This window comes from Neorhizobium huautlense, assembly GCF_002968575.1.
GTDB lineage: Bacteria > Pseudomonadota > Alphaproteobacteria > Rhizobiales > Rhizobiaceae > Neorhizobium > Neorhizobium huautlense.
Window position 1 is genome coordinate 49568 of sequence record NZ_PVBM01000002.1, and the last position, 12853, is coordinate 62420.

15 protein-coding genes are annotated in these 12853 nt (G+C 61.5%); 6 read left to right on the forward strand and 9 right to left on the reverse strand.

Features of this window, described 5'->3' with window-relative positions; all coding sequences use genetic code 11:
- Positions 1-16: 16 nt before the first annotated feature.
- A complete protein-coding gene (gene cysK, locus C5L12_RS02340) occupies positions 17-985 on the reverse strand; it encodes a cysteine synthase A (RefSeq protein ID WP_105370422.1) in 969 nt (322 codons plus the stop codon).
- A gap of 130 nt (positions 986-1115) precedes the next feature.
- Positions 1116-1586 (reverse strand): dUTP diphosphatase, encoded by a 471-nt coding sequence (dut, locus tag C5L12_RS02345; protein WP_105370423.1) that lies wholly within the window; start codon positions 1584-1586, stop codon positions 1116-1118.
- Positions 1587-1676: 90 nt separating this feature from the next.
- On the opposite strand from dut, the gene C5L12_RS02350 reads away from it, so the two are divergent.
- Positions 1677-3260, forward strand: coding sequence for a peptide chain release factor 3 (locus tag C5L12_RS02350; protein WP_105370424.1), 1584 nt, complete (start codon positions 1677-1679; stop codon positions 3258-3260).
- A 6-nt stretch (positions 3261-3266) separates the two neighbouring features.
- Here the strand turns inward: C5L12_RS02350 and C5L12_RS02355 are convergent, their stop codons facing one another.
- Positions 3267-3653: a RidA family protein gene (locus tag C5L12_RS02355; protein ID WP_105370425.1), complete on the reverse strand. Its 387-nt coding sequence runs from the start codon at positions 3651-3653 to the stop codon at positions 3267-3269.
- Between the two features lie 82 nt (positions 3654-3735).
- On the opposite strand from C5L12_RS02355, the gene C5L12_RS02360 reads away from it, so the two are divergent.
- Positions 3736-4263, forward strand: coding sequence for an Lrp/AsnC family transcriptional regulator (locus C5L12_RS02360; RefSeq protein WP_105370426.1), 528 nt, complete (start codon positions 3736-3738; stop codon positions 4261-4263).
- 10 nt (positions 4264-4273) lie between these two features.
- Here the strand turns inward: C5L12_RS02360 and C5L12_RS02365 are convergent, their stop codons facing one another.
- Positions 4274-5230, reverse strand: a complete 957-nt coding sequence (locus tag C5L12_RS02365) for a threonine/serine dehydratase (RefSeq protein WP_105370427.1) — start codon at positions 5228-5230, stop codon at positions 4274-4276.
- 59 nt (positions 5231-5289) lie between these two features.
- Positions 5290-6186 carry a LysR substrate-binding domain-containing protein gene (locus tag C5L12_RS02370; protein ID WP_105370428.1) on the reverse strand — a complete coding sequence of 299 codons (897 nt, stop codon included), beginning with the start codon at positions 6184-6186 and terminating at the stop codon, positions 5290-5292.
- Between the two features lie 105 nt (positions 6187-6291).
- Between C5L12_RS02370 and C5L12_RS02375 the strand changes: the two genes are divergently transcribed.
- A complete protein-coding gene (locus C5L12_RS02375; RefSeq protein ID WP_105370429.1) occupies positions 6292-6999 on the forward strand; it encodes a glutathione S-transferase family protein in 708 nt (235 codons plus the stop codon).
- A 70-nt stretch (positions 7000-7069) separates the two neighbouring features.
- On the opposite strand, the gene otsA is transcribed toward C5L12_RS02375, so the two are convergent.
- The gene (gene otsA / locus C5L12_RS02380; protein WP_105370430.1) at positions 7070-8446 is read right to left on the reverse strand and encodes an alpha,alpha-trehalose-phosphate synthase (UDP-forming); all 1377 of its coding nucleotides are present in this window, start codon (positions 8444-8446) and stop codon (positions 7070-7072) included.
- Between the two features lie 16 nt (positions 8447-8462).
- On the reverse strand, positions 8463-9272 hold the full coding sequence (gene otsB, locus C5L12_RS02385; protein ID WP_105370431.1) for a trehalose-phosphatase: 810 nt from the start codon (positions 9270-9272) through the stop codon (positions 8463-8465).
- Positions 9273-9464: 192 nt separating this feature from the next.
- Between otsB and C5L12_RS02390 the strand changes: the two genes are divergently transcribed.
- Entirely contained in the window at positions 9465-10274 is an 810-nt protein-coding gene (locus tag C5L12_RS02390) for a class II glutamine amidotransferase (protein ID WP_105370432.1), read from the forward strand.
- On the opposite strand, the gene C5L12_RS02395 is transcribed toward C5L12_RS02390, so the two are convergent.
- Positions 10258-10623 carry an MmcQ/YjbR family DNA-binding protein gene (locus tag C5L12_RS02395; protein WP_105370433.1) on the reverse strand — a complete coding sequence of 122 codons (366 nt, stop codon included), beginning with the start codon at positions 10621-10623 and terminating at the stop codon, positions 10258-10260. The genes C5L12_RS02390 and C5L12_RS02395 overlap by 17 nt on opposite strands.
- Position 10624: 1 nt before the next feature.
- The gene (coaBC, locus tag C5L12_RS02400) at positions 10625-11836 is read right to left on the reverse strand and encodes a bifunctional phosphopantothenoylcysteine decarboxylase/phosphopantothenate--cysteine ligase CoaBC (protein WP_105370434.1); all 1212 of its coding nucleotides are present in this window, start codon (positions 11834-11836) and stop codon (positions 10625-10627) included.
- 130 nt (positions 11837-11966) lie between these two features.
- Between coaBC and C5L12_RS02405 the strand changes: the two genes are divergently transcribed.
- Both C5L12_RS02405 and C5L12_RS02410 read left to right on the forward strand, forming a co-directional pair.
- Positions 11967-12332: a hypothetical protein gene (locus C5L12_RS02405; protein ID WP_105370435.1), complete on the forward strand. Its 366-nt coding sequence runs from the start codon at positions 11967-11969 to the stop codon at positions 12330-12332.
- Positions 12333-12385: 53 nt separating this feature from the next.
- Positions 12386-12652, forward strand: a complete 267-nt coding sequence (locus C5L12_RS02410; protein ID WP_105370436.1) for a hypothetical protein — start codon at positions 12386-12388, stop codon at positions 12650-12652.
- Positions 12653-12853 lie beyond the last annotated feature (201 nt).

The window sequence follows — 12853 nt, forward strand, 5'->3', positions numbered from 1 at the left end:
TGCACGGCGGAGGGCCCTAGGCTCCGAGCCCTTCAAAAAGCGCGGTCGAAAGATAACGTTCTGCAAACGAGGGTATGATGACCACCAGGTTCTTGCCGGCGTTCTCCTCGCGGCTGCCGACCTTGACGGCGGCGACGAGGGCTGCACCGGAGGAAATGCCGACGGGCACGCCCTCCAGTCTGGCCACCAGGCGGGCCATCTCCATGGCCTCCGGGCCGTTGACGGTGACGATCTCGTCATAGATCTTCGTGTCGAGGATCTTCGGCGCGAAACCGGCGCCGATACCCTGGATCTTGTGCGGACCCGGCTGGCCGCCGGAAAGCACCGGAGATTCTTCGGGCTCGACGGCGATGACCTTGAGGTTGGGGTTGTAGCCTTTCAGCACCTGGCCGGCACCGGTGATCGTACCGCCGGTGCCGATGCCGGAAACGAAGATATCCACTTTTCCGTCGGTGTCGTTCCAGATCTCTTCGGCGGTCGTCTTGCGATGTATTTCCGGATTGGCGGGGTTTTCGAACTGCTGCGGAATGATCGCGTCAGGCAGCGAAGCGGCGAGTTCTTCCGCCTTGGCGATCGCGCCCTTCATGCCTTTCGGGCCTTCGGTCAGCACCAGTTCCGCGCCGAGCAGTGCCAGCATCTTCCGGCGCTCGATCGACATGGTTTCCGGCATGGTCAGGATCAGTTTGTAGCCCTTCGCGGCAGCGGCGAAGGCAAGTGCAATACCGGTATTTCCGGACGTCGGCTCCACCAGCGTCGTCTTGCCGGGGGCAATCTTGCCTTGGTCTTCCAGGCTCTCGATCATCGCCACGCCGATGCGGTCCTTGACGGATGCGATCGGGTTGAAGAATTCCAGCTTGGCCAGGAGATTTGCCTTGACGTCCTTCTCCTTGGCGAGTTTGTCGAGACGCACGATCGGCGTATCGCCGATGGTTTCGGTAATCGAGGAATAGATCTTGCCGCGGCCCGGCTTTCTGGTCTCTGACATGGTGCTCTCCCTGAGTTTGAGGGAGAAGGTAGGGCTTGTGCCGGTCGAATGCCAGCAACGTCACACCGGTGGAGGCGAGAAATCGAAATTTTGTTCCACGAGAAGGCGGAACCCGAAAATGGCGTTGCGGTCAAACGCCGGTCGAGCCGAAGCCGCCGCTGCCCCGCGCGGTGGCGGTCGCCTCGGCAATCTCCGCGATCCGTGCCTGGGTCACAGGTGCCACGACCAGCTGAGCAATCCGCATGCCGCGCGTGATCACGAAATCTTCCTCGCCGAGATTGATCAGCAGCACCTTCACTTCGCCGCGATAGTCGCTGTCGATCGTGCCTGGAGTGTTGAGGCAGGTAATGCCGTGCTTGAAGGCGAGACCGGAGCGCGGCCGCACCTGCATTTCGAACCCGTCTGGAATTTCGAAGATGAAGCCGGTCGGGACCAGTACCCGCTTGCCCGGCGGGATTGTCAGCGGCGCATCTTCAGCCACCGCCGCACGCACGTCCATTCCGGCCGCCCCGGAAGTCTCGTAGGACGGCAGGTCCATGTCCATGCCATGCGGCAGGCGGATGAGGCTGAGCTTGGGCGCGGAGGGGGTGTGCATGTTCATAAGGTATTACTTTGTCCCCGTAGCCGGCGGGTCAATTGCAATGGCGGGCTTTAATCGCTAGATACGCCGGCAATTCACAGGATTTATGTCATGCCCGAGACTATTGCCGAGGCGGTTGCCCGCCGCCGCACATTCGCGATCATTGCCCACCCGGACGCCGGCAAGACGACGCTGACCGAAAAGCTGCTGCTTTTCGGCGGCGCCATTCAGCTCGCTGGCGAGGTCAAGGCGAAGAAAGATCGCATCCAGACCCGGTCCGACTGGATGAAGATCGAGCGGGAGCGCGGCATCTCGGTGGTCACCTCGGTGATGACCTTCGAATATGGCGGCAATGTCTTCAACATTCTCGATACCCCCGGCCACGAGGATTTCGCCGACGACACCTATCGCACGCTGACCGCGGTAGACGCGGCCGTCATGGTCATTGACGCGGCAAAAGGTATCGAGCCGCGGACCCTGAAGCTCTTCGAAGTCTGCCGCATGCGGGACATCCCGATCATCACCTTCGTCAACAAGATGGACCGCGAAAGCCGGGACCCCTTCGAGATTCTCGACGAGGTCGAGGAGAAGCTGGCGCTCGATACGGCGCCGGTCACTTGGCCGATCGGCCGCTCCAAGACCTTCTGCGGTTCCTATCATCTCGCCGATAACACGGTGCGGGGATCGGACACGGAAGTGAAGCCGACCAAGGTCAATGGCCCGCAGTCGGTTGCCGATCGCCTGCCGGAAAACGAACGGGCGGCTTTCATCGAGGAAACGGAACTCGCGATCGAGGCCTGCAGGCCTTTCGATCGACAGGCCTTCCTCGAAGGCCATATGACCCCGGTGTTCTTCGGCTCTGCCTTGCGCAATTTCGGCGTCCGCGATCTCATCGACGCGCTGGGAGATTTTGCCCCGCCGCCGCGCGACCAGGTCGCCGACATCCGCAAGGTCCACGCTGCCGAAGACAGGATGACCGCCTTCGTCTTCAAGATCCAGGCGAACATGGATCCGAACCATCGCGACCGCATCGCCTTTGCGCGCGTCTGCTCCGGCAAGCTGGAGCGCGGCATGAAGGCGCGGCTGGCGCGGACTGGAAAGCAGCTTGGTCTGACGGCGCCGCAGTTCTTTTTTGCTTCGCAGCGTCAGTTGGCAGACACCGCCTATGCCGGCGATGTGGTCGGCATCCCGAACCACGGCACCCTTCGTATCGGCGATACGCTGACCGAAGGTGAGCCGCTGGTCTTCCAGGGCGTGCCGAACTTCTCGCCGGAAATCCTTCGCCGCGTGCGGCTAGAGGATGCCATGAAGGCGAAGAAGCTCAAGGAAGCCCTGCAGCAGATGGCTGAAGAAGGCGTCGTGCAGCTCTTCTCGCCGGAAGACGGTTCGCCCGCCATCGTCGGCGTCGTCGGCGCGCTGCAGCTCGACGTATTGAAGGAGCGGCTATCGGCCGAATATGGTTTGCCGGTCTCGTTCGAGATGTCGCGCTTCTCGGTCTGCCGCTGGATCTCCTCGGATCAGCCGGCCGATCTTGAAAAGTTCCTCACCGTCAAGCGCGGCGACATCGCCCGCGATCTGGACGGCGATCCGGTCTTCCTGGCGCAGGATGCCTTTTCCCTGCGCTACGAAGCAGAGCGCTATCCGAGCATCAAGATGGTGGCCATCAAGGAATATCATGTCGCCAAGGCGGCGTGATTTCCGTCAGGCAGCGGCGATTATCTCGATCTCCACCAGCCAGTCGTCGCTCAGCGTTTCGACGACGATGGCAGTCGTCGGTATGCGGCGGTTTCCGAGTGCCGCGAGGCGTGCATTCTGGTTCGCCTCCACGTACGCCGCGTCGCGCAGATAGCTCGTCAGCCGCACGATATTGTCCGTGCCCATATGCGCTTCGGCGAGGATCCGCTTCAGGTTTGACCAGATCAGCTTGAGCTGCATATCAAGGTCTGTTCCGGCAATGCCCGCTTCATCGAGGCCCATCGTCCCGCTGACGAAAAGCAAGCGCTCCGGCTGGCGCACCTCCATGGCATGTACGTAGTCGGGCGTAGCGGCATAGACACCCTCTTGTGGATTGCAGACGATCATTTCCATCTCGGTCTCCTCTGGAATTTTATCTGGAATTGAGGCAGTTTCGCCGAAGATTATTCGCCAGAAAAGCAAAGGAGGCGGCTGGATGGAAAATACAGAAGACATTCGGCCGAAGCGGCGGGGGCCACTCCCGCTCGATCCCTTTGACCGAAAGATATTAGGCGCACTGGCTGCCGATGCCGATCAAAGCTATGCGGCGCTCGGCGAAAAGGTAGGGCTTTCGCCGCCCGCGGTGCACGAGCGGGTCAAGCGATTGAAGCGGGCAGGCGCCATCCGGGATATGGTAGCCCGGCTCGATGGAACTGCTGTCGGCAAGCCGCTGACAGCCTTCGTGCATGTGGAGGCGGCCGGCTGGGGCAAGAGCGAGCGTTTGATGCAGCTTGCCCGCTTTCCGGAGGTGGAAGAGATGCACTCCGTCGCTGGCGACGCGAGCGTGATCTTCAAGGTTCGGATGGAAAGCCCGCAGGCGCTGGAATTCCTGCTTGGGCAGATCCATTCGGTGCCGGGCGTACGCGGCACGAAGAGCTATATCGCGCTTTCCACCTATCTGGACCGGCCGGTCCAGGCGGAGGTCACGACCGACTGGCCGGGCGTGCCTCTTCCGCCGGAATAGGTGCCGGCGTTTAGCCGAACTTGACGGCGGTCGTATTGGAGCCGCAGACGAGGACGCAAACCTTTTCATCCTGCTTCGGCACGTATTTGCCGGAAAGCAATGCTGCCAATGCCGCCGCTCCGCCCGGCTCTGCAACGAGCCGTGCGCCCGCCCAGAGCGCCTTCTGTGCAGTGAGGATCTCATCGTCTGAGACTAGCACAGGCGGCTCAACGTATTTTTTAGCGATCGGAAACATCAGCTGGCCGACCTGCTTCGGTGCGAGCGAATCCGCAGCGATGCCGCCGGCCGGCGCATCCACCGGCTTGCCGGCCTTGAAAGCGTGGTCGAGTGTTGGCGCGCCGTCCGATTCGACCGCGACGATCTTCACCCGGCCGCGGAACCACGAGGCGATGCCGCCGATCAGCCCACCGCCGCCGACCGCGACGAGCAGCGTCGTCATATCCGGCAAATCCTCTTCGATCTCCTTGCCAAGCGTGCCCTGGCCGGTCAGTGTTTCTGCCTGATCATAGGCATGGATCGGCAGCGCGCCGCTTGCCGCCGCATAGGTCTCGCTTGCCGCAAGAGCATCCGCATAACGCTCGCCACCAACCACCAGTTCGGCGCCATAGGAGCGGATCAGGTCGATCTTCGCCTGCGAGGCGACGCTTGGCACGAAGATAAGCGCCGGCACGCCGCGTTCGCGGGCGGCATAGGCGACCGCTGCACCGTGATTGCCGCCGGATGCAGCCACCACGCCAACTGCCGGGATATCGCGGGTCAGCAGGCTGGTGAAGGCACCGCGTACCTTGAAGGAACCCGAATGCTGAAGCAGTTCAAGCTTCAGGTCGACCGGCCGCGCCGTGCCGCCAAAATTCTTGAGGTCGACCCGCATCACCGGCGTGTGGCGAATGAACGGACGGATCAGCGCCTCGGCTTGCGCAATGCGTTCAGGCGTGACTTCGAAGGCGGTTGGGGTTTCGATCGACATGCTGGCCTCTTTCGAATGAAAGGCGATGAGGTAGCCCGTAATTGGCCGGATGGAAAGGGTCAGTCACTGATCCGCTCTGCGAGAAAGTCGACCACTGCGCGCACTGAGGGAAGCTGCCCGCGCCGATGTGGCATCAGGATCGTCGTGGTGATGCTGCCGGCCGTCCAGCCGGGCAGCAGACGGACGAGCTTTCCCTCTGTCAGTATTTCTCGACAAACCGATGTCGGCAGGCACGCCACGCCAAGCCCCGCAATCGCGGCCTTCATCATAACCATGGGTTCGTCCGCAGCGATCACCGGCTTCGGCGCGATCTCAACCTCTTCTCCCTCCTTGGACGTCAGCCGCCAGCGGGTGTCGCCGAGGCCGGCCGTGATGGCATGGTGTCCGGTAAGGTCCTCCGGCCGTTTCGGCTCGCCATGAGTTGTGAGATAGCCGGGCGAGGCGACGACGAAGAAGGCATGGGTGGCGAGCCTGCGCTGCAGCAGTGTCGAATCCGGCAGAGGCGCCTGATGACTGCGGACCGCGATATCGAATCCCTCCTGTACCATATCGACGAACCGGTCGCTTACATGCAGCGAGAGTTGCAGCTTGGGGTATCGCGCCGGAAGTTCGACCAGATGTTCAGCGAGCACGAATTGGGCGGTCGGCACGGCTGCGGTCATTCGCACGATGCCGCTCGGTTCGCCGAGATGGGTGCGAACGATCGCCTCGGCCATTTCCGCTTCGATGACCGAGGCCTGCGCATGCCGGAGGAATTCCCGTCCCAGGTCGGTAAGCGTGAAGCTTCTCGAAGTACGCTGGATCAGCCGTGCGCCGAGCCGGCTTTCCAATTCGGCCACCCGCTTGCTCACCGTGGATTTTGGCACGCCGAGCATTCGTCCGGCAGCCGAAAAACCGCCATGCTCCACCGCTTGAACGAAAAAGTTCAGGTCGTTGAGGTTGAGTGGATTGCTCATGCAGCTTCCAGATTTGTGAACTTTAAGGCGCCAAACTGGCATCTATTCCTTCAGCGTCCATACCTCATATTGGTTTCATTCCAATATCAACGCAAGGAGTGATACATGACACCGATCCTGTTTTATGGTGTGCCCGAAGGATGTTCGTTCGGTTCGATCGTCGCGCTTGAATGGACGGGAGCGCCTTATCGCCTCTGCCGCATCGACATGCCGGGCGTCGTCTCGAGTGACGTTTACAAGCCGCTGAATCCGATTGGCGAAACGCCGTCGCTGATGCTGCCGGACGGTCGGGTGATGAGCGAGAGCATGGCAATCCTCAATCATATTGCCGCGCGTACCGTTCACAAAGGCTGGGGTTTTCCTCCGGACGCGGAAAAGTTCGATCGGCTGAACCAGATGCTGGCCTTCCTCAATACCAGCTTCTTCAACGCGTTCGGCCCCCTCTGGCATACGGTCGAGCATGAGCTGGAACCATCGGCCAAGGACGCTCTGCGAGCCTATGGCATCGCCAAGGTGGAGAAGGCGCATGCGCAGCTGGAAACGCTGCTCGATGGCCGCCCATGGCTGCTCGGCGAGGAAAAGAGCTTTGCGGACGCCTATTTCGCCGGCATCGCCCGCTGGAACGATTTCCATCAGGTCGTCGACAGGCGGAAGTTTCCGGCTCTGAACGCCCTATACGAACGGCTTCAGCTGGATCCTGCAGTGCGCTTCGCCTGGGCGATCGAACACGAAGAGGATGCCCGGACCACCGGCAAGTTCCTGGGGCATGTCAGCCTTGAGGAGGCGCTCGGATCGCTGAAACAGGCAGCTTGAGATGGACATCGGGGGATATTCGACTGGACATCCCCCGATGCCGCTGGGGCGTATTCCCGCGACTCCTTGGTCAGGCTGCGGTGAGATCCTTCAGGAAGTCATCGCACCACCGGTTGATATCGTGTTTCAGGAGATGCTCCATCATCTTCTCCCAGCGCTGCTTGCGCTCCTCCAGCGACATCGTCAGTCCGCGTGCGATCGCGTGCGCCGTGCCTTCGATATCATAGGGATTGACGAGTAGGGCGCCGGTGAGCTCGCGGGCGGCGCCGGCAAAGCGCGACAGCACAAGCACGCCTGGATTCTCCGGGTCCTGGGCAGCTACATATTCCTTGGCGACGAGGTTCATGCCGTCCCGCAGCGGCGTCACAAGCCCGATCCGCGCCAGCCTGTAGAGGCCTGCCAGCACCGGTCTGGCCACGGAGCGATTGACATAGCGGATCGGTACCCAATCCACGGTACCGATCGCACCGTTCACCCGCCCGGCCTGTTCGGCGACGGTGCGTTGCATCTGCTCGTATTCGGGCACTTCCGAGCGGGATTTCGGGGTGATCTGAAGATAGGTCACCTTGTTCTGGTAGGCCGGGTTGAGGGTGATGAACTGCTCGAAGGCGTCGATGCGCTGGGTGATGCCCTTGGAATAGTCGAGCCGGTCGACGCCGATGATGAGGTCCCGGCCTTCGACGCTCTGGCGCGCCTTGCGCACCATCGCATTGGAGGCGGCTTTGCGGGCGAACTCCGCGAAGGCAGCCGTCTCGATGCTGATCGAATAGGCGCCGCCTTTGAAGGTGCGGCCATAGGTGCTGAACTTGCCTTCGCTGAGGCGCTCGCCAATGCCCTCGCGCACCAGCCCGCCGCCGAAATTGTCGAGGTCGAAATCCGTCTGGAACCCGACGAGATCGTACTCGGACAGGCCGCGCATGATCTGCTCGTGCACCGGCATGGAAAACAGCACGTCTGCGGGCGGCCAGGGGATATGCAGGAAAAAGCCGATCTTGTTCTTGAAGCCCATCTGGCGCAGCTCGGAAGCAAGCGGGATCAGATGGTAGTCATGCACCCAGATGACGTCGTCTTCCTTGATGAGCGGCGCCAGCCGTTGGGCGAAGAAGCGATTGACGCGGAAATAGCCGGCCATTTCCTTGCGCCCGTATTCGGCGAGATCCAGCCGGTAATGGCAGATCGGCCAGAGCACGCGGTTGGCGAAGCCGTGATAATATTCCTCCACATCGGTCTTTGTGAGATCGGTCAGCGCATAGGTTATGTTGCCATGCGTCTGCAAATGGAGGGCTGCGGGCTCTTTCGCCCCGCTCGACTTTCCGGACCACCCCATCCATATGCCTCCGCGTTCGGCAAGGGCTGCCTGCAAGGCGACGGCCAATCCGCCTGCCGGGGCGGCCCCGCCTCTTTCCGGGACGGTGACACGGTTGGATACGACCACGAGACGACTCAAGATTTCTTCCTTTTGTTCATGTAGCGGTTTTATCGCCGACAAGCGTGGCGACTATGCCTCTGAGCACTGAGGCCGACCGGATGATCGATTTCGCCTCGGTTCCATCGAGCACTTCGGCGATCCGAATCGAATGCCCGCCAAGTTCATTGGCGATGCGGAACATCGCTTCGTCGGTTACGTCGTCGCCGATGGCTATCGGCTTGCGGCTCTCGAATGGGGCTTGCTCGAGGAAGGCCTGCAGGGCATGGCCCTTGCTCGCGCGTGCCGGGCGGATCTCCATCACCATCTTGCCGCGCTGAAGCGTGAAATCAGGCCCGGCCATTTCCAGGTAGCGAGGCATGGCCGCCTCAAGCGCCTGCTGCCGGTCGGGTGCCAGGCGATAGTGAGCGGCGACCGCAGCTCCCTTGTCCTCCACCAGAACGCCGGGCCATTGCTCCGCTTCACGGGCAAGCGCGGCTTTCAGGTCCTCGAACGAGGCGTCTGGTTCGATCCGGCTGATGGCGCCGGATGGATCGCGCCGCTCCGCCCCATGCAATCCCGCGATCGGAAACGCATAGGGCCTAAAAAGCTGGTCGGCATACGGCAGTGCCCGGCCCGTTACCAGCGCGAGCGCACCGCCGAGTTTCATGGAAAGCCGGTGGAGGTGTTCCGGCAGATCCGGCGGGACGACGATCCCATCGGGGGTTTCGGCCAGATCGAGCAGCGTGCCGTCGATATCGAGGAATAAGGCCCATTGGTCGGGTTCGCTTGCAAGTTTGGAGAGGACCCGGTCTCCGGGCAGAGCAGGTACTTGTCCTGCCGTGGTGGGATGTTGCTGATGCGACATAGTGCCTGATTTAGGCCACAAGTTCACGCCGACAACCGCACGCGGCAACATTACGTTGCAAAAAGTGATGTTTGCTCCGCCGAAAATCTGGCATGAAAGTCCTTGGTTGACGTCCCGTTAACCATTTGCCGGGACTCTGAGTTTTCCAAATATCGGGCCGCGAACGGGCGGCAATATCGGAGCAGCAGATCTATGTGCCGTTGGGCAGCCTATCGCGGCGAACCTCTTTATCTGGAAGAGCTCGTATCCTCGCCGGCCCATTCCCTCATCGAACAGTCCCATTGCGCCACCCGCGCGAAAACAGCCACCAATGGCGATGGCTTTGGCATCGCCTGGTATGCCGACCGGCCCGAGCCCGGGCGCTATCGCGATATCCTGCCGGCTTGGTCGGACTGCAATCTGCGAAGCATCGCCCGGCAGATCCGTTCGCCGCTCTTCCTTGCCCATGTAAGGGCCGCAACCGCCGGCGGCACGCGGCGGGATAACTGCCATCCTTTCGTTCACGGTCACTGGTCGTTTATGCACAATGGCCAGATTTCCGGTTTCGAACGCATTCGCCGCGCGATGGAAGCGATGCTCGGTGATGAGCTTTTCCATGCCCGCACCGGCACGACGGATTCCGAACTTCTGTTCCTGCTCGCGCTGGAGCTGGGGCTTGATACCGATCCGTTCGGAGCGATGGAAAAGGTGATCGCGACGGTTGAGGACCTTTCGGTGGAGAAATCCGGCAACGCGCTGGTGCGCTTCACTGCGGCCTTCTCGAACGGCCGCGAGCTTTTTGCCGTGCGTTATGCTACCGATCACAAGCCACCGACCCTCTATGCCGCTCCGATGGGCGGCAAGACGGGTTATTGCCTTGTCTCCGAACCACTGAACGACGACGTCGACGCTTGGGCGGAGATTCCCGACGGCAGCGCCGTGAAGGTCGGTGGCGAAGGCGCGCAGGTGTCTGTCTTCGCGCCTCGCCGCGAGGACGAAGAAGCTGTCAGGAAGTTGGCGTAATTCCCAATTCCTGTCGGAGTTTCTTCGTCAGGCTCGCCGCCACGAGGTGATAAGACTGGGTGAGATAGTGAATTACCTCGTCATCTGAAAGCGGCGAGGATCTGCCGATCTCCACCCATTTGCGCTTGGCGAAATAGGGAGCCTGCCGGATCCCGTCGAGTGCCGTCAGGATTTCGAAACTTTCTTCCGGGCATTTCGCCACCACGCGCGCCTTGCCGTCTTCTGCCGAAAGCAACGTAAAGACCTTGCCGCCCACCTTGGCAACGTGGCTGCCCCACTGGTCGACAAAGGACGTGCCCGGCAGGCTTTTGACGAAGGCGTCGAAACCTTCAGGCTCGAAAACGCTCATGTCAGGCTCCTGCCAGCCGCTCGGCGATAAGCCGGGCCAGTCGTTTCGCGACTTCATCCTTTCCGAGATCGGGCCATTCCTCGATCCCACCGGCAGAGATAATCTTCACCCGGTTGCGGGTGCCGCCCATGATGCCTGTCCCGGGGGAAACGTCATTGGCGACAATCATATCGGCGCCCTTGCGTTCGAGCTTGGCGCGCCCGTTCTTTTCGACATCCTGCGTCTCAGCGGCAAAGCCGACGACCAGTTTCGGCCGCTTGTCGTGATGCCCCACCGTTTTAAGGATATCGGGATTTTCGGCAAGCTGCAGCGGAGGTGGAGCCTCACCCGGCCGTTTCTTGATCTTCTGTTCCGCCGAGGAGGCGACGCGCCAGTCGGCGACGGCAGCCACCATGACCGCGATATCGGCCGGCAAACGGGAAAGCACCGCGCCAAGCATCTCCTCCGCCCGCTCCACATGCACTGTCTTGACGCCGGCCGGATCGGGAATGGTCACGGGGCCGGAAACCAGCGTTACTTCGGCACCAAGTCTTGCCAGTGCCGCAGCAATCGCATGGCCCTGACGGCCGGAGGAGCGGTTGGCGATGTAGCGGACCGGATCGATCGGTTCATGTGTCGGGCCGGAGGTGACAATTGCCGTCTTTCCGGCCAAGGGTTTCGGTGCCTCGTCCAGCAACCGTTCTATTGCCGCGACGATCTCCAGCGGTTCGGCCATCCGGCCAATCCCCGCCTCGTTGCTTTCGGCCATTTCGCCAGCCATCGGGCCGATGAAATGGATACCGTCCGCGTTCAGGGTTTCGGCGTTGCGCCTGGTCGCGGCTGCGGCCCACATTTTCGGATTCATGGCGGGTGCGATGAGCACCGGCCGGTCCGTCGCCAGCAATACGGCGCTGGCGAGATCATCGGCAAGCCCATGCGCCATCTTTGCCATCAGGTCGGCGCTTGCAGGCGCCACGACAACCAGATCGCTTTCGCGGGCCAGTCGGATATGGCCCACATCCTGTTCGTCCTCCCGCGAAAAGAGATCCACATAAACATGGCCGGAAGAGAGTGCGCCGACGGCAAGCGGCGTGACGAATTCTTGCGCAGCCTTGGTCATGATCGGCCTCACCGAGGCTCCGCGTTCGCGCAGCCTGCGGATGAGGTCGAGGCTCTTATAGGCCGCGATGCCGCCCGAAATGATCAGAAGAATGCGCTTGCCTGTCAGTGCCATGCTCTTGCCCGGATATAGGATGTGTGGCGGAAGCTAAGCCCTTGCCCGCCAAGTTGCAATCGGCGCCACCTTTGGTCTTTTGGAACTGCGACGAGAGGGTGGGCGTTCTTTTCCCCAAAGGAGAAGACAGATGGCCAAGAAGAACGCAATCCCGAAGAAAGTCGCCGGCTTCAAGGTGCCGAAATCGATCCGCAAGTCTTCCTTTCTCAAGAGCATGCTGGCCAGCAAGACCGGCCGGGACATTCTTGGCAAAGCGCTCTTGGCCGCAGCCGGTGCGGCTGCCGCCGTGCTGACGGAGGAACGGGAGGACATTGCCAGGGCAGGCAAGAAAGGCGCACGCAAGAGCGCTCGCGCGGTGGGAATTGCCGGAGAGGCACTGCAAAGTGCAGCCAATGCCGCCATGGATGTGGTTGCCGACCAGACCCGTTCTATCTTTCCTGCCGCCAAGAAGAAGGAAAAAGACGACCGCCCTTTAGCGGACGCGGTAAGACATTAGCGAGAAGACGTGCCTCCTCTCGCGGCAAGCAGGAATCTCGCCTGCCGGGCCCGTTGAAGCGCCTGGTTCTGAAACGCTACGGCAAAACTGCGGCGGGCCGCATAGGCGCGGCTGCCGTGTTGAAGGCGCTCGGTGTGCTTGTCAGGCGACATCCAAAAACGGCATTGGAAATGGCGGGGGCCGGCTTGAGCGAAGCCGGCCGGGCAGGTTTCCAGGAAATAAAGGCAGCCGTCATACCGTCGTCTGACAACTATCAGGAGGGGAGCGCCGCCGCTCCGGCCGCATCTCCCAACGATACTGTCGAAACGAAAACCGTCTGAACGTCCTTGCTCCAAGCTATGAGGCAGATTGATCCTTCTGCAGGTGTGATGCTATCGATGAGTTGGCCGGATGCGGCCAGCCGTCCGCGGGCTTTTCGCCCATGGTGAACGCATCCACCGCCTCTCATCCTTAGCCACCCGGCCAACGATGACGAACGGATCAGTAATGCGGACCCTGATCTTGCCGTTCGTCCTTTGGAG